13 protein-coding genes and 1 tRNA gene are annotated in these 16,669 nt (G+C 54.3%); 12 read left to right on the top strand and 2 right to left on the bottom strand.

Annotated features, from left to right (window positions below; all coding sequences use genetic code 11):
* Positions 1-120: 120 nt before the first annotated feature.
* Positions 121-2,955: a phosphoenolpyruvate carboxylase gene (ppc, locus tag JYG33_RS15750; protein ID WP_207873116.1), complete on the bottom strand. Its 2,835-nt coding sequence runs from the start codon at positions 2,953-2,955 to the stop codon at positions 121-123.
* A gap of 163 nt (positions 2,956-3,118) precedes the next feature.
* On the opposite strand from ppc, the gene ilvD reads away from it, so the two are divergent.
* The 6 genes from ilvD (at position 3,119) to JYG33_RS15780 (ending at position 10,082) form a co-directional block, all read left to right on the top strand.
* On the top strand, positions 3,119-4,978 hold the full coding sequence (gene ilvD, locus JYG33_RS15755) for a dihydroxy-acid dehydratase (RefSeq protein ID WP_207873117.1): 1,860 nt from the start codon (positions 3,119-3,121) through the stop codon (positions 4,976-4,978).
* 171 nt (positions 4,979-5,149) lie between these two features.
* Complete coding sequence (locus JYG33_RS15760; protein WP_207873118.1) at positions 5,150-5,635, top strand: cupin domain-containing protein; 486 nt, start codon at positions 5,150-5,152, stop codon at positions 5,633-5,635.
* Positions 5,636-5,789: 154 nt separating this feature from the next.
* A complete protein-coding gene (locus tag JYG33_RS15765) occupies positions 5,790-6,812 on the top strand; it encodes a TRAP transporter substrate-binding protein (protein ID WP_207873119.1) in 1,023 nt (340 codons plus the stop codon).
* 19 nt (positions 6,813-6,831) lie between these two features.
* Positions 6,832-7,344, top strand: a complete 513-nt coding sequence (locus tag JYG33_RS15770) for a TRAP transporter small permease (RefSeq protein ID WP_207873120.1) — start codon at positions 6,832-6,834, stop codon at positions 7,342-7,344.
* Positions 7,345-8,637, top strand: coding sequence for a TRAP transporter large permease (locus tag JYG33_RS15775; protein WP_207873121.1), 1,293 nt, complete (start codon positions 7,345-7,347; stop codon positions 8,635-8,637).
* Positions 8,634-10,082, top strand: coding sequence for an amidase (locus JYG33_RS15780; RefSeq protein WP_243430201.1), 1,449 nt, complete (start codon positions 8,634-8,636; stop codon positions 10,080-10,082). Before JYG33_RS15775 ends, JYG33_RS15780 begins: the two co-directional genes overlap by 4 nt.
* Positions 10,083-10,167: 85 nt before the next feature.
* Here the strand turns inward: JYG33_RS15780 and JYG33_RS15785 are convergent, their stop codons facing one another.
* Entirely contained in the window at positions 10,168-10,821 is a 654-nt protein-coding gene (locus JYG33_RS15785) for a GntR family transcriptional regulator (RefSeq protein ID WP_243430202.1), read from the bottom strand.
* Between the two features lie 257 nt (positions 10,822-11,078).
* On the opposite strand from JYG33_RS15785, the gene nadE reads away from it, so the two are divergent.
* From nadE to JYG33_RS15815, 6 genes are all read left to right on the top strand, one after another.
* Positions 11,079-11,906, top strand: coding sequence for an ammonia-dependent NAD(+) synthetase (gene nadE, locus JYG33_RS15790; protein WP_243430203.1), 828 nt, complete (start codon positions 11,079-11,081; stop codon positions 11,904-11,906).
* 598 nt (positions 11,907-12,504) lie between these two features.
* Entirely contained in the window at positions 12,505-13,569 is a 1,065-nt protein-coding gene (locus JYG33_RS15795; protein ID WP_207873123.1) for an AI-2E family transporter, read from the top strand.
* A 308-nt stretch (positions 13,570-13,877) separates the two neighbouring features.
* Positions 13,878-13,962 (top strand) — tRNA-Leu (locus JYG33_RS15800).
* A 135-nt stretch (positions 13,963-14,097) separates the two neighbouring features.
* Positions 14,098-15,162 (top strand): site-specific integrase, encoded by a 1,065-nt coding sequence (locus JYG33_RS15805; RefSeq protein ID WP_207873124.1) that lies wholly within the window; start codon positions 14,098-14,100, stop codon positions 15,160-15,162.
* Positions 15,163-15,513: 351 nt separating this feature from the next.
* Complete coding sequence (locus JYG33_RS15810; RefSeq protein WP_207873125.1) at positions 15,514-15,744, top strand: helix-turn-helix domain-containing protein; 231 nt, start codon at positions 15,514-15,516, stop codon at positions 15,742-15,744.
* Complete coding sequence (locus JYG33_RS15815; RefSeq protein ID WP_207873126.1) at positions 15,741-16,598, top strand: hypothetical protein; 858 nt, start codon at positions 15,741-15,743, stop codon at positions 16,596-16,598. Before JYG33_RS15810 ends, JYG33_RS15815 begins: the two co-directional genes overlap by 4 nt.
* Positions 16,599-16,669 lie beyond the last annotated feature (71 nt).

Genomic DNA, 16,669 nt, shown 5'->3' on the forward strand with positions numbered 1-16,669 from the left:
CGTTTAGGACCACGCTTTTTTCAAGAAACGTAGTAATGGTTTATTGTACGCTCTTAACTTCTTTTGGAAATTAGCTTATTTATAAAAGTAATTAATATCGCTAAGTTCCCGGTTTTCTCCTTAGCCCGAGTTACGCAGGCCAGCGGCAATACCGTTAATCGTCAGGTGAATGACGTGCTGCTTGTTGACGCCACTGCGTGTCGGTTTGTTGGCTTTCTCGCCCAGACGGCGATGGCGGCGCAGCAGCTCGACCTGCAAGTGATTCAGCGGATCGATATAGGCAAAGCGTTCAACCAGTGCATCCTGCAAGGCCTGATCGTGTGCCAGCAGTTCGTGTCCGGTGATCTCGCGGAACAGTTGGTGCGTCAGCTCGAACTCGTCGCGGATCTGGGTGAAGATGCTCTCACGCAAGGCCTCGTCCTCGACCAGACCGGCGTATTTCAGGCCGATATCCAGGTCAGTCTTGGCCAACACCTGCTCCATATTGGAGAGCAGCGTGCGGAAGAAGGCCCAATCGCGTGCCATGGTCTGCAACTGCGCCAGACGCTTGGCACGATTCAGGCCGTCTTTGGGCAGGCCGGATTCCAGATAGCGATTCAGTGCGGTGCCCATGCCGTACCAGCCGGGAATAGGCAGACGACATTGCGCCCAGGAGAAACTCCAGGGGATGGCGCGCAGGTCTTCAATGCTCTGTGTAGCTTTGCGTGACGATGGGCGCGAGCCAATATTCAGCCCTGCGATTTCCTTGATCGGTGTGGACTGGAAGAAGTACTGATCAAAGTTCGGTGTGCCATAGACCAGTTGGCGATAGCTTTGATGTGCCTGCTCGGACATCCAGGCCATCGCTTCGCCATAGGCAGCCAGATGCTCGTCGTCGTTGGACGAGCCTTTGCGCGAACCCAGGCTGGCTTCCAGCGTGGCGGCGACAAACAGCTCCAGATGCCAGCGACCCACGTCCGCGTCTTTGTAGCGGCCTTGAATCATCTCGCCTTGCTCGGTCAGACGAATCTGGCCGTTCACGGTGCCGGGAGGTTGCGCCAGAATAGCGTCGAAACTGGAGCCACCGCCTCGGCCTACCGAACCGCCACGACCGTGGAACAGACGCAGGCGCACTTTGCGGCGCGAGAACACCTGCGCAAATTCACGCTCGGCACGGTACAGCGTCCAGTTGGAGGTCAGGTAGCCACCGTCCTTATTACTGTCCGAATAGCCCAGCATCACTTCCTGCACGCTGTCTTGAGCGTGACGTACGCGTTGGCGGATTTCAGGCATATCCAGCCATTCCTGCATGATTTGCGGGCCACGCTCCAAGTCAGGAATAGTCTCGAACAAGGGTACGACCATCAGACCTTGGTGCTCCGGCTCGTTGGAGTTGGGCACGATCAGGCCGGTTTCCTGTTGCAGCACCAGCACTTCCAGCAAGTCGCTGAGCGTTTCGGTGTGCGACACAATGGTTTGTTCCAAGGCGCGCGCTCCAAAGCGGCGGCGGCATTCGGCAGCTTTGCGCAGAATGGACAACTCTTTCTCGGTCTCTTCCGAGTAGCGATACCAGGGCGAAACCAGAGGGCGATGGTGGCGCAGCTCTGAGCGCAGCAAGGTGATGCGGTCTTCTTCGGACAACTGGCGGTAATTGACGGGCTCGTCCTTGTACAGAGTGCCTGCCACGCGGAACAGCTCGTCCAGCACGCGCTCGTGTACGTCCGAGCTTTGACGCAGGTCCAATGTGGCCAGATGGAAGCCAAAAACCTCTACGGCTTGAATCAATTCATTCAAACGCAGACCCGCAATGGCACCGCCTTTGTTTTCAGCCAGGGAGTCCGCAATGATTTGCAGATCAGCCTTGAACTCTTGCGGGTTGGCATAGGCTGGGGCGGCGTAGGTGGGACGATCAGCCAGGTCACGACCCAGCAAGTTTTGTGCCGTGGCCGCCATACGGGCGTACAGATGAATAAAGCTGCGGCGATAAGGTTCGTCTACGCGGTGTGGCGACGGGTCCTGGCTGCTGGCCGACAAGGCCGCCAGGTCTTTGCTGACGCGGTTCAGCGCGTCGGACACGGAGATTTCTGTACCCAGCAGGCGAATCTGTTCCAGATAGTGTTGCAGCGCGCGTGTAGCTTGGCGTAGCACCGCTTGTTCAACGGTTTCAGGGCCAACATTCGGGTTGCCGTCGCGGTCACCACCAATCCAGCTACCCATGCGCAAGAAGGCGGGCAGGGAGCGTGTTTTTTGATCCAGCAGGCTTTTCTTGCCGGGTTCCAGCAAACGGTCCAGATCGTGGTAGAGCTGCGGAATCGTGGGCAGGAACGTGGAGCCGTAATACGCCAGCGCGTTATCGATCTCGTCCATGACAGTCAGCTTGTGATCGCGCAGCATGCGGGTTTGCCACAGCAGGGACACCAGACCAGTCAGTTTTTCCTGGGTGCGGGCCGATTGCGTGGCGCTGGCCTTGTGATCCAGACCGTTCAGCTCATCGGCAATAGCCATATGCACAGCCAGCGTACTTTGGCGCTGAACTTCGGTCGGGTGGGCCGTCAGCACCGGCATCACACAAGCTTCTTGCAAATAGCGGCGAATTTTTTTGGCGCTCAGTCCCTGATCCATCAAGGTCTGAATCGCGTGTTGCAGGCTGCCCAGCAGTTGCTCGGGGTCTTGTTCCTCGCGGCGACGGTTCTGGTCGCGGTCCTCGGCAATATTGGACAGGTGCAGAAAGTAAGCGAAGGCACGGGCCACGGAACGGGCCTGCGCATCGTTCAGCTTGGGAATGTCTTTTTCCAGAATCCGTGCTTGCTGCGGATCGTGTTCACGTCTGAAACTGACAGCAGCCCGGCGCAGGGCTTCAATCAGCGTGAAGGTCGCCTTTCCTTCGCTATCACGAATCACCTCTCCCAGGGCTTTGCCCAGAAAGCGGATGTCCTGTCTAAGCAGGTTGGAAAGGTCAGGCACGGCCTGCGGCATAATAGATCTCCTGTGAAATAAGGGGTTTTGCTGCAAAGGATTCTGGGTGCCAGATCGGTAGCCGCCCTACTGTAAGACGTCTGCCCGACCATGAAGCGCACAAAGCGCCTTGGGACGTTTATGATAGGTATCTTTACATAATTTTCCTGTTCAGAGAGTAGTCATGCCCCAATATCGCTCCCGTACCTCGACCCACGGTCGTAATATGGCCGGCGCGCGTGCCCTGTGGCGCGCCACCGGTATGAAAGACGAGGATTTCTCCAAACCGATCATTGCGGTGGTGAACTCCTTTACGCAATTCGTACCCGGTCACGTACACCTAAAAGACATGGGCCAACTGGTTGCCCGTCAAATTGAAGCGGTCGGCGGTGTGGCAAAAGAGTTCAACACCATTGCGGTGGATGACGGTATTGCGATGGGTCACGGCGGCATGCTGTATTCCCTGCCTTCGCGCGAATTGATCGCCGACTCGGTGGAATACATGGTCAATGCCCACTGTGCCGACGCCATGGTGTGTATCTCCAACTGCGACAAAATCACCCCCGGTATGTTGATGGCCGCCATGCGCCTGAACATTCCTGTTGTTTTTGTGTCGGGCGGCCCGATGGAAGCGGGCAAGGTCTACTCGCCAGACGGCAAGACCGTGGTGCAAAAGCTGGATCTGGTGGACGCCATGATTCAAGCCGCTGACCCTAACGTGACTGATGAACAGGCTGAAGCGGTTGAGCGTAGCGCTTGCCCTACCTGTGGCTCCTGTTCGGGTATGTTTACCGCCAACTCCATGAACTGCTTGACCGAGGCTCTGGGCCTGTCCCTGCCTGGTAACGGCACCATTGTTGCTACGCATGCTCGCCGCCAAGGCTTGTTCGAGCGCGCTGGCAGCCTGATTGTGGATCTGGCCAAACGCTACTACGAGCAAGACGACGAATCCGTCCTGCCACGTAACATCGCCACCTTCCAGGCCTTTGAAAACGCCATGACGCTGGATGTGGCCATGGGCGGTTCCACCAACACCGTGCTGCACTTGCTGGCTGCTGCCCAGGAAGCCGGTGTGGAATTCACGATGGCCGATATCGACAAGATTTCGCGTCGCGTGCCTTGCCTGTGTAAAGTGGCTCCCGCTACCCCCGAATTCCACATGGAAGACGTGCACCGCGCCGGTGGCATCATGGCGATTCTGGCCGAACTGGGCCGCGCCGATTTGCTGAACCTGGATGTGGGCAACGTACACAGCGGCACCTTGCGTGAAGCCATCAAGCGCTGGGACATCAAGGGCGATAACGTCAAAGCCATTAGCGACTTCTATCGCGCGGCCCCCGGCGGTATTCCTACTCAAGTGGCGTTCAGCCAAGACCGTTACTACCAGGATCTGGATAGCGACCGCGTCAAAGGCTGTATCCGCGACAAGGCGAATGCTTACTCCCAAGACGGTGGCTTGGCTGTGCTGTACGGCAACCTGGCCATCAACGGTTGTATCGTTAAAACCGCTGGCGTGGACGAAAGCATTCTGACCTTCACCGGCACCGCTCGCGTTTACGAAAGCCAGGACGATTCCGTCGCTGCCATTCTGGACGGCGTGGTCAAGGCGGGCGATGTTGTCATCATTCGCTACGAAGGCCCCAAAGGCGGCCCTGGTATGCAGGAAATGCTGTACCCCACCTCCTACCTGAAATCCATGGGTCTGGGCAAAAGCTCGGCCTTGTTTACCGATGGCCGCTTCTCCGGCGGTTCGTCCGGTCTGGTGATTGGTCATGCTTCGCCTGAAGCGGCCGAGGGTGGCAACATCGCCCTGGTGCAAGATGGCGATACCATCGAGATCGACATCCCCAACCGTCGCATTCACTTGGCTATCAGCGATGAAGAAATGGCTGCACGCCGCGCCGAAATGGAATCGCGTGGTGCCAAGGCCTGGAAGCCAGTGAACCGAGAACGTGTCGTGTCGCAAGCTCTGAAAGCTTATGCCGCTTTGGCGACGTCGGCTGACCGTGGTGCAGTGCGTGATGTGTCGCAACTGGATCGCTAAGCACTAGTCCAGTTCATCAAAACCCCATCTGCCTTTGGCAGGTGGGGTTTTTTTATGCCTGGAAGAAACGTACCGGGTAAATACGAATATTCCGGCCTCATCGTCCTGATAGAATCCATTTCATGCAAAACGGGATCCCATTTTGTTAATTTGGTTTTTAAGGAGGAAGTGATGAGTGAAATAGATCCAATTACCTTGGCTCCGATTCTTAATCCTGGAGGGGTAGGCGGCCCCTTGACTGCGGCTCACCGGGAAATGACTGTCAAGCACCGGGACGATCTGGATTGGGACAATCTGCGCTACGAAGGGCAATTCACCAAGATGATGTTCCATCCCACCCAGGAAGATCCCACCATCCCCAACGCCGGGGTTGTGAAGTATCTGAAAGGTTCTGGCCATCCTTTGCACAGCCATTACTTCGCCCAGATCTGGTACATCCTGGCGGGCAAGTTCGAGATCAATGGTGTGGTGTACGGCGAAGGCACCATGGTGTTTCACCCCGATCCGCACTTTGAGCATGCGCTGACGACCCTGGAAGATGGCGAGATTCTGTACGTGCAATACATGGGGCCGACGACCCGCCAGCCCGCTATTTATGAAGGCCGCTTCAATATGAAAACCCGCCGTTCCCTAGAGGAAGAATCCAGAGCGGTGTAAGCGGTGCAACTTGCATAGCGAGTCACAGGAAAGCTGCTCATGCCGGAATGCATGGGCAGCATTAAAAAGCAGAAAAAAGCCCGATCAGGGCCAGCTTGGACAAATTATTAAAACTGAGCAGAAGTTCACTACCACAGGATGCAGGGGGACAATCATGAAACGAATGACACGACTGGGAATCGCTGTTCTGGCGATGCTGGGCGCATTGAGTGGATGCGGTAAAAGCGCTTCCAACGACACGGCTAACAATGAGAGCAAAGGCTCGCGAACGCTACAGCTTGCCCATGTATCAGTTGAGCAGGGCGAAGACATGTACCACTACTTGGCCACGAATTTTGCCAAACGAGTAGAAGAGCAAACCCAAGGTGCCATCAAGGTGCAAGTACTGGGCGGTGCCCAACTGGGTGGCGAGCGCGATGTGGCTGAAGGCATGCAGTTAGGCACAGTGGACATGAGTCTGCTGGCCAGTTTTACCTTAGGCTCCTTTGAGAAAAAGGCGATGGTGTTTGACTTGCCTTATCTCTTCAAGGATTACCAGACTGCGTTCACAACCCTGGATTCCAGCTTTACGGATCCGATCGAGGCCGACCTGGAAAAGTCTGGCCTGAAAATTCTGGGCTGGGGCCATGGTGGTTTTCGGAATCTGTACAACTCCAAGCACGCTATCCGCAGTTTGGCGGATTTGAACGGGATGAAAGTGCGTACGCCGGAAAGTCCTATTTATGTGGATACCTGGCAGGCATTGGGCGTCAATGTCACTCCTATGGCGTATCCGGAGTTGTTTACCGGCCTGCAGCAAAAGACGATTGATGGTGCAGAAAATCCGACGGCTCTTTTTCATACCAGTCGCTTTTATGAGGCGGCCCCCTATTTGTCCAGAACAGAGCATGTCTATAACGCAATGCCCATTGTGATTTCCGGACGGGTCTGGGATACCTTGTCTGCCGATGAAAAAACGATTTTTCAACAGGCTGCCACTGAAGCAGTGCGGGAGCAGCGCCAGTTCCTGGTCCAGAGCGAAGCGCAAGTCGAGAAAAAACTGCTGGATGCGGGGGTCTCTATAAACACGGACGTGGATAGGGCGCAGTTTCGTAAAGCCGTGGCTCCTATCTATGAGAAATACAAGACGGTGATTGATCCCGATCTGGTTGCTCGTGCGATGGCACTTTCTCAGTAATCCTCGTCGGATATCTATCATGAAACATTCTTTGCTCGATTGGGCCGATAGAGTCAGTACCCGCCTGGATACGCTATGCAGAATTTTTGGGGCGGTATTTTTGGGGCTGATTGTGCTGGCTGCATCGGTACAGGTGGCCGGGCGCTATTTTATGGGTTACTCCCCGCCGTGGATTGAGGAAATTACGCGGCACAGCTTTATCTGGATGATCATGCTGGGCACGGCTGTGCTGGTTAAAAGCAATGGTCATGCGGTGATCGACTTGCTGGTCATGCGCCTGAAGGGCAAAGCCCGTCGGGTGCATAACGGCATCGTGCAGATCGCCATTTTGACTTGCGCGCTGGTCTTGCTGGTGCAGGGATTGCAACTGATTGCCATCGTTTATCAACAGCTTAGCCCTGCGTTGCGCATTTCCATGGCCTATGTGTACGCAGCGCTGCCGGTGGGAGGCGTGCTTATTGCCGTGCAGTGTTTGAATGCCTTGCTGGATGGGTATCGAGACCAGCCAGCTCCTGCTTTGGAGGGCGTGTAAATGCAAGAAGCACTCCTGCTCTTTAGCTTGATGTTCACACTGTTTATCGCAGGTATTCCTATCGCTTTTTCATTGCTGCTGTGCAGTGCGTTGTTTTTGCTGTTTACCGGCATGCGGCCACTGATTGTTGTACCGCAGCGAGTGATGGCAGGGCTGGATTCCTTCCCCTTGCTGGCGGTGCCGCTGTTTATCCTGATGGGAAACCTGATGGAAAAGGCGGGCTTGTCCAAGCGCCTGATTGATCTGATCGACATGCTGGTTGGGCGCGTCCATGGCGCACTGGGCTACGTGACGGTGATTGCGTGTGCCATGTTTGGTGCCTTGACCGGCTCGGCTCCGGCGACGGTGGCGGCCATTGGCGCCATCATGATGCCCGCGATGATCGCGCAGAAATACCCGGCTTCTTTGGCGACAGGGATTACCGCTTCGTCCGGTGCCTTGGGCAATATCATTCCGCCCAGCATTGCCTTGATCCTGTATGGCGCAACCGTCAACGTTTCTATCCCCAAGCTGTTTGTGGCCAATATCCTGCCCGGTTTGTTGATGGCTCTGGCCTTCATGCTGACTCATGCGCTCTTGACCATAAAGCTGAAGGTGCCGAAAACCCCCGCGCGTTCTTATACCGCGCAAGAAATGGTGATGGTTACCTTGAAGGCGATTCCATCCTTATTGATGCCCGTAGTGATCCTGGGCGGAATTTATGGTGGTGTGTTCACACCTACGGAAGCCGCTGCTGTGGGTGTGGTGTTCAGTTTGGTGCTGGGTGTGTGTTATCGGCAATTCACCGTCAGCACCTTGTGGCAAGCCATGAAAAGCTCGGTAGAAACCTCTTCCATGGTGGGTATTATCCTGGGCGCAGCCGGTATCTTCGGCTGGATCTTGGCCTCGGCGCGTATCCCCATGTTGATGGTGACTGAACTGACGCCTCTGCTGGATACGCAGTTTTTGTACCTGGCTTTGTTGGTGGTGTTTTTGCTGCTGGTCGGTTGCGTGATGGATGCGGCGGCCAGCATCGTGATCCTGGCCCCGATTCTGGTTCCCATCGGAATTGCATTGGGTGTGGATCCTATCCATTTGGGCGTGGTGTTCTGCGTCAATCTGGTTGTGGGCTTCTTCACGCCTCCCTTTGGTCTGAATCTGTTTACCACTGTCTCCGTCTCTGGCCAGCCTTACGAGGTCGTGATGCGAGGTGTCATGCCCTTTGTGATAGCCGCCATCATTGTCCTGTTTATCTTGGCTTATGTGCCTGATATTTCTCTGGTGCTGGTTCGTCTGATGGAGGCCGCAGCATGATGTTGAACTGCCAATCTGATGGACAAATGAGCAAGCCAGACAGCGGGGTGGATATGACGTCTCCAATGTCTATTGATCTGATCTACGCCAGTGCTGATGAGTTGCGCCGCTTGTATCAAAGCAAGGTGGTGTCTCCCGTGGATGTGGCGCGGGCAACGCTGGATGCGGTAGATCGCTGGAACCCCATTGTTAATGCCTACTGTTATCTGAACCGTGTTTTGACCTTGCAAGAAGCAGCCGAATCAGAAGCGCGCTGGATAGCAGGTGCTGAACGTGGCCCTTTGGACGGCATTCCCTATGGAGTTAAAGACTTGCTTCTGGTGCGTGGCTTGCCGACTGGCTATGGTTCAAGTGCAGCACGGATCACGGATGCCGCCCAGGACGATGCTCCTGCCGTTGCACGGATGCGTGAGGCCGGGGCTGTGCTGGTGGGTAAAACGACGACCTCGGAGTTTGGATGGAAGGGAACCGCCGACAGCCCCTTAACAGGAGTCACACGCAATATCTGGGACTTCAGTTTGACTAGCGGGGGCAGCAGCGGCGGTGCGGCTACGGCACTGGCTGCAGGCATGGGGACGCTGCAAATTGGCACAGACGGCGGTGGATCCACCCGGATTCCCGCCAGCTTTTGCGGCGTCACAGGTATGAAAGCCACCTTCGGCGGCGTACCTGCCTGGCCTGCCGGCCCGATGCTGACCTTATCCAATGTAGGTCCCATGGCCCGATCCGTGGCAGACCTGAAAGGCTTGCTGAGCGTCATGATGCAAGCAGACCCACGCGACTGGAACTCGGTGCCTTTGCCGCGTCAGGTGCGGGCTCCCGTTCATACATTGCAGGGCCTGCGTATCGGTCTGCATCTGGATGAGCAGTGCAGCCCCGAGGTCCGAGGAATCATCCAGGCAGCGGCTGATAAGCTACAAGAGCAGGGGGCGCATATCGTGCCTACCGAGCTCCCCCTGGCCGGTGCAAAAGAGCTGATTACAGCGCATTGGGAAGCAGGCACGGCCTGGCTAGTGAATCAGGTATCTGTCCAACAGCGCCCCTTGGTGGATGAGGGCCTGCGCCGGGTTGCCAGCAAGGGTCAGCACAACAGCTTGTCGGACTATTACCAAGCCTTGATCGGCCGACAAAAGCTGGGGGAGGCCATGCTCCGGCATTTTGCGCAGTTTGATCTGATCCTGACGCCTACCGTTCCGATACTGCCTTTTGAGGCGGGTCGGGAAGCTCCGGCTGATGCCGCTTCGCAGAATTGGCTGGATTGGAATCCTTACACCTATCCCTTTAATTTGACGCGGCAGCCTGCGATTTCCCTGCCTGCCGGAATCAGCGAGTCTGGCTTGCCAGTCGGGCTGCAACTGGTTGCGGGCTTGTATCAGGATGAGTGGTTGGTGGATGTGGCCCAACTGGTAGAGGATTGCTTGCACGTGAGCAGGCCGCGGTTTTAACAATCGGGTAATTGGCGTGGGGGATAGCCAATTACCTTGATTGTGCAGTGCCACCTCTCCTTGCGGGTGGCACTGTTTTTTTGTTTTAACGCTCCGGTAACCAGTCCAGTACCAGATTCATGGTCTTGGCAACGTGTTCTGTCATGGCCTCGCGGGCGGCTGTGCCATTGCGATCAGCTAGTGCGGAAATGATGGCCTCGTGCTCCAGGATATTCTCTTCCATCAAACGCGGCGGCATTTTCGAGGCAAAGCTCAAAGCGCTGGAGACGCTATCGTTCTGAAGTTCCTGAATCAGCTCGTGCAGGCGCTCATTGTGGCTGCTTACTGTAATCAGGTCATGGAAAGAGCGATTGTGCTGCAACCATTCTGACCCTTCTTCACCGCGCACACGTGATCGTAGCGTGCGGGCATAGTCGGTCTGATGCTGCATCAACACTTCCAGGTCCGTATCTTTGATCCAGTCCACCGCTAATTGCGCTGCAAGTCCCTCTAACTCGGCCCGAATCTGGAAAGCCTCACGGATTGATTTGGCAGAGGGGATCGTAACAATCGTGCGCCCGGTTTTGGTGAGTGAGGTTACACGGCGCGCCTCTAAAAAGCGCAAGGCCTCCCGAACAGGTGTGCGGCTAGTCTGAAATTCTTCTGCTAATTCGTATTGACTCAGCGAGTCGCCAGGCCGGTAGTGGCCGGATTGAATACGTCTAAGAATTTCATCTGCGATTTCGGTTGAGGATCTCATGGAGTATGTCTGATAAGCCGGACGCCAGCAGGAGCTTGAACAGTGCATGATTGCATGCAGAGCACCGGATGACGTGGGCTGGTTTTATGATGCCCGAGCAGTAGATAAAGGACTTGTCTCAGTCAGGGCGAATTTGTTTTTCTTGACTGAAGATTATATACAGAATCCATTTTTAATAAATGAGGATCCCATATCACACAGTTCCTCCAGTCCTTTACAATCGAACTATTGTTCACTTTGTGTAGAGAGCCTGCGCCATGACTGATGATCAACGCGCTTTGCAATCCAGTATCCGTGCGGAATTGGGGATCACGGATCATTTCGATGTTCAGCAAGAAATCGAACGCCGCGTCCGCTTTCTAAGTGACTATCTGCTGCGCACCGGCTGCCGTAGCCTGGTCCTGGGGATCAGCGGGGGCGTGGACTCCCTGGCTGCAGGGTGTCTGTCTCAGCGCGCTGTAGAGCAGGCACGCGAGCAAGGTCATCAAGCGCAATTCATCGCTGTGCGTTTGCCCTACGGTGAGCAGGCTGACGAGAAAGATGCCCAAGGTGGCCTGAAGGTCATCAATCCCGACCAGACCTTGGTCGTGAACGTGAAGCCCGCATCAGATGCAATGCTGGAGCAACTGCTGGCCTCCGGCCTGAAATTCCGCGATGCCGCACAACAGGATTTTCTGATGGGCAATATCAAAGCCCGTCAGCGCATGGTGGCGCAGTACGCGATTGCTGGTGCGAACGGTGGTTTGGTGGTCGGTACAGACCATGCGGCCGAAGCCTTGATGGGTTTCTTCACTAAGTTCGGTGACGGCGCTGCTGACATTACCCCCTTGGCTGGCCTGAACAAACGACGTGTGCGCGCCTTGGCGACTGCGATGGGCGCATCTGAAGCTCTGGTCTTCAAAGTCCCTACCGCTGATCTGGAAAGCCTGAGCCCTCTGAAACCAGATGAAGATGCCTTTGGTGTCAGTTACGACCAGATTGATGATTTTCTGGAAGGCAAAGCCATTGATGATGAGGCCACGCAGATCATCATCAAGACTTTCCGGGCTTCGGCGCATAAGCGTGCATTGCCGGTGGCACCCTGAGCATGATTGCTCTTGGGGGCCATAAAGAGGGCCAGAGCCGTCACGGCCTTTTCTAAAAAAGCCCCTAAATATAGAGAAACGCCCTGAGGCATCCAGCCTAAGGGCGTTTTTTATTGCCTACAGATACAGCAGCCGGGAATCCTGCAAGAGCAGACTGAAAGCACCAGCACCAGCACCAGCACCAGCACCAGCACCAGCACCAGCACCTAATGCCTGTTACCAATCCCAAGTGACTGAGGCTCACAAGACCTGAATATCTGTTGCGGATTTCAAGCTTTAGTGTGCGGCGTTTAAGCCGCTTCACAGCAGCAGGAGTAGACTTGGCAGGGCGCGGTGTGAGGTGCAGTTCATTGAGCGTTAGATCCGAGTCAGTCCCATCGAGCCGACCCAGTCCTGATGCTACCACCCAGCCCGCCATGATGAGTCTTGACCCTATGCAGATCGCAGGTGCCGCTCAGAGCCTGCTTCCACCTTGAAAAGTGTTATCAGCTTGTTGTAAGAAACGGGTATTCCTTGGGCTGTGATCATGCTATCGTCAAAAAAACTTTCGGGCACCGACCCATGCCCAGACCAATAGACAAGAGGGTCTCCACCGTTTATGCAACCCGTCTTACCCGCATTTCTCATCGCTCGCTGGCTATTGCTGCTATTGCTGGCCGCAGGCGTCTACTTTTTGAAGGGATTTCTGGTCCCTGTTCTGGCCGCGCTGATCATAGGTCTGGCCGGTTGGCCCTTATATAAACGGCTAGTCGTACGCTGCAATGGCCGCACTGCACTGGCGGCCACATTGGCCCTGCTGGTTGTCACAGTTGTTCTGGTTGTGCCTTTGTCCCTGGCCTTGTCCTTTGCGATCCAGGAAGCCAGCAGCTTCATCACCTGGGCGCTGGCCGCCAACCGCTACGGCACACCGACCCCTGAATGGATCAAAGCCATGCCCCTGATGGGTGAGCGCTTGACCGAGTATTGGCAGGTCTACTTGGGCGAACCCCACGCGCTGGGCGAACTGGTCGAGATGGTCAGCGGCCAGCATCTGGGCAATATCTATCGCATGGTCCTCTCCGCTACTGGCAACGTATTCCACCTGTTGCTGACCGTGCTGTTCATGCTTATCACGTTGTTTTTCATCTTCAAAGACGGCGACAGACTGCTGGTGCAATTGGATATTGTTGGCGAGCGAATTTTGCCAGGCCGCTGGCAGCGTTTCTCCCGCGTAGTGCCTGCTACCGTCAACTCCACAGTCACCGGCATGGGCTTGATTGCCTTGGGTGAGGGTGTGGTCTTGGGGATTGCCTATTGGATTGCAGGGGTGCCTTCACCCGTGCTGCTGGGTGTGATTACTGGCTTCATGGCGCTGATCCCAGGTGGTGCGCCTTTGTCCTTTACCTTGGTGTCGCTCTACTTGGTGGGCTCCGGCCATCTGGTTGCCGGTGTCAGCCTGTTCCTGTGGGGCGCTATTGAACTATTCATCGTCGATAAAACACTTCGACCACGTTTGGTTGGTGGCCCGGTGAAACTGCCATTCCTGCCGACCTTTTTTGGCCTGGTTGGCGGTGTGCAAACAATGGGTATCGTGGGCTTGTTCATCGGCCCGGTCTTGATGGCTTTATTGGTTGCGATCTGGAGAGAGTGGATTCGTAACGGGCAGGCTGTGGCAGGGGACTAAACCCCAGACGCAGAGCAGAGAATTGAGCAGGCCAGGGTAGTGTTCCTGGCCTGTTTTTATTTGTAGTCCTGGCTTGAGTATAGTTAAGAGTGGGGCAGGTTTCTGCCAGCCGAGAACCGCCCGTTCTTGCTTAAGCATTTGTGACAAAGCAGGCGAAAAACGGGCGTTTAGATAGGTTTTAGGCAGGAATGTTTTTAGACTCAGGCTAAATTAAAAAAAATTGCTGTAGCGCTTGCCAAAACCCCCAGTAATCTGCGTATAATAACAATCTTTCCTTCCAAGCCTGGATTCCCAGGTTGCCATACCTAGCCCGGGTGGTGAAATTGGTAGACGCAGGGGACTCAAAATCCCCCGCCGCAAGGCGTGCCGGTTCGATTCCGGCCCCGGGCACCACTCAAAAATCCCTAGTGTTCACAAGCACTTAGCGCGATTCAAGTCTTAGCCCCAGTACTGGGGGATTTTCTTAAAAGTTCGCTTAGGTACAGTTTCGGTACACTGACGCAGCGCAATGCGTTCGACGGAGCATGTATGGCGACGATTGTTAAGACACCCTCTGGCACCTGGAAAGCACTCATTCGTAAAACGGGTTGGCCCCCAGTAGCCAAAACATTTCGTACCAAACGCGATGCCGAAGATTGGTCTCGCCGTACTGAGGATGAAATGGTGCGTGGCGTTTACATTCAGCGAGCCCCTGCTGAGCGCATGACGGTAGCCGCGGCACTCAAGCGCTACCTGAAAGAAGTGACTCCTACCAAGCGTCCTTCTACGCAAGTTGGTGAGCACAAGAAAGCTCAAACCATCATCAATCATCTTGGTAAGTACTCCCTTGCCGCACTTTCCCCTGACATCATTGCTGACTTCCGAGATATGCGGCTTGCAGGTGATGAGGATGCCAAGGGGATACGTAAGTCGAGAAGCAACAACACGGTACGGCTTGAACTAGCTCTATTGGGGCACTTGTTTACGATTGCCATCAAAGAATGGGGCATCGGTCTACCTACCAACCCAGTCGCCAATATTCGACGCCCCGCGCCTGGGGCTGGGCGTAATCGTCGATTGACCCCAGACGAACAGAAACGCCTTCTAGCGACCGCAGACAGACATTCCAACCCAATGTTCGGGTGGATCGTCAGAATCGCCGTAGAGACCGGTATGCGCTTGTCAGAGATAACAACGCTACGTGTTGAACAGGTGGACTTGGAACGTCGAATAGTACGCCTGGAACACACAAAAAACTCTTCGCCTCGGACTGTCCCGCTTACCGTTTCAGCTACGGCCACATTTCGCGATGCCTTAAATAACCCAATGCGTCCGGGTGAGACCAGCCTGATTTTTTTCGGTGAGCCTGGGCGGGACGGGATGCGCCGTCCTTACCTGTTCGATAAGGCGTGGAATGATGCTAAGCGAGAGGTCGGCTTAGTGGATTTTCGCTTTCATGACCTGCGACATGAGGCTGTTAGCCGTTTTGTTGAGGCGGGTCTTAGTGACCAGGAGGTCTCAGCGATCAGCGGTCATAAGTCCATGCAAATGCTCAAACGCTATACACATCTTCGCGCAGAGGACTTGGTCGGAAAGTTAGATAAGCTTTTTTAGGGCATAGCTGCACCTTGTAGAGCTTGAAAGTGGAGGGGATTTCTTAATTTACAAAGCGAAACAAAATTATTTTTTAGCGTGGAAAAACAGATTTATATGTAAAAACCAAAATTATATATATTGGTTTTTTGGCTTATTTAATGCCAATGTATTCATTGGCTTGTGAAAACTACACTATTCAATCATTTATTCATAAAGGAAAACCAAAATAGGGTATTTTGGTTTTATTTCAATGGCTTGCGTTGCTTTTGGTGGTTGACTGAGAGGATGCGTCTAACAACAATAACCGTACTTGCTCTTATCTTGTGTGAGCAGATTATTAACTTACTTGCATGTGCGCTAGGAGTTGTAATGACGGTAAAAAAATATATGTTAGATAAGTTCGGTCCTCTAATGACCGTAGAGGATATTGCTCAGGTTTTAGGGCGGTCAGCCGTGAGTGTCAGAAACTCAATTTCCAACAACAATGAAACTTCGCAGCGCCTGAAGCCGACAATTGTTCGCATTGGACGACGCATTCGGTTTCGTACTGCCCAGGTGCATGATGTGCTTCAGCTTGATGATTCGCAGGATCAGCTATGAGTGCAGAGTGCATCACCCTTCGTAAGCAGTTCAATCACGACAACGCCATAAGCACCCCTAGGATTATTGTCGAAGATCCGGATATTTCTTTGACTGCACTGGGGCTGTGGACATTGTTGAATAGTTACAGCGCGAATATGACGTTGTCGATTGCCTTCTTATCCAAGGCCAAGCGCAAGAACGGCCGTGACTCCATCAGGAGCAAAGTTCGGGAGTTGCAGGAACTGGGTTATCTCAATATCGAACGAATTCGTGATGCTGCTGGAAGGTACAACAACAGTGATTGGACCTTGATCTCCGACCGTTGGCTAAGCAATGACGGCTATACGCCAACCAAAAGGGCTAAGCGTTTTATCCAAGCTAAGTCACCAATATTGGTTTATCCACGTACGGAAAACCCGCCTGTGGATAAACCGCCAATGGCAAATCCAACGCAAAGTAATACAAGCAGTATAGAAATACTATCTGTAATAAATACTACTACTCAGGCGCATCGCGACTTGATTTTCCCTCCTCAGCTGACAAGCGAGGAGCACCAAAGCATCACTAATGGACTGAAGGGCCTCTCGGTGCAAGATGCACAGCAACTGCTGGACGAACTTGCTTACGCCATTCAGGCGGGCAAGATTAAATTATCGCGGGTCAGCTGGCTTTTTTCTGTGAAAAAGAAACTCTTGGCGGGACAATTTAATCCAGTTGGAGCTAGCAAAATTGTGAGTCAGCGAAAGCAGGCTTCAGCACAGAGTTCGGTGCCGCCTGTGGAAACACATCCGGTAGACAAGCAGAGAGGGCAAGAAGAAACCAGGAAGTTGATGAAATTACTGGCAACCTCAAAGCAGCAAAAGCAGGCTTAGCGACAAGTTGTACACCTAGAAGCTGCAGTAGTAAGGATACTGACCGTCCCAAGAACGAAATCATTCGTGCT

The sequence above is a fragment of the Alcaligenes sp. SORT26 genome (assembly GCF_017377875.1).
GTDB classification, from domain to species: domain Bacteria; phylum Pseudomonadota; class Gammaproteobacteria; order Burkholderiales; family Burkholderiaceae_B; genus Alcaligenes; species Alcaligenes parafaecalis.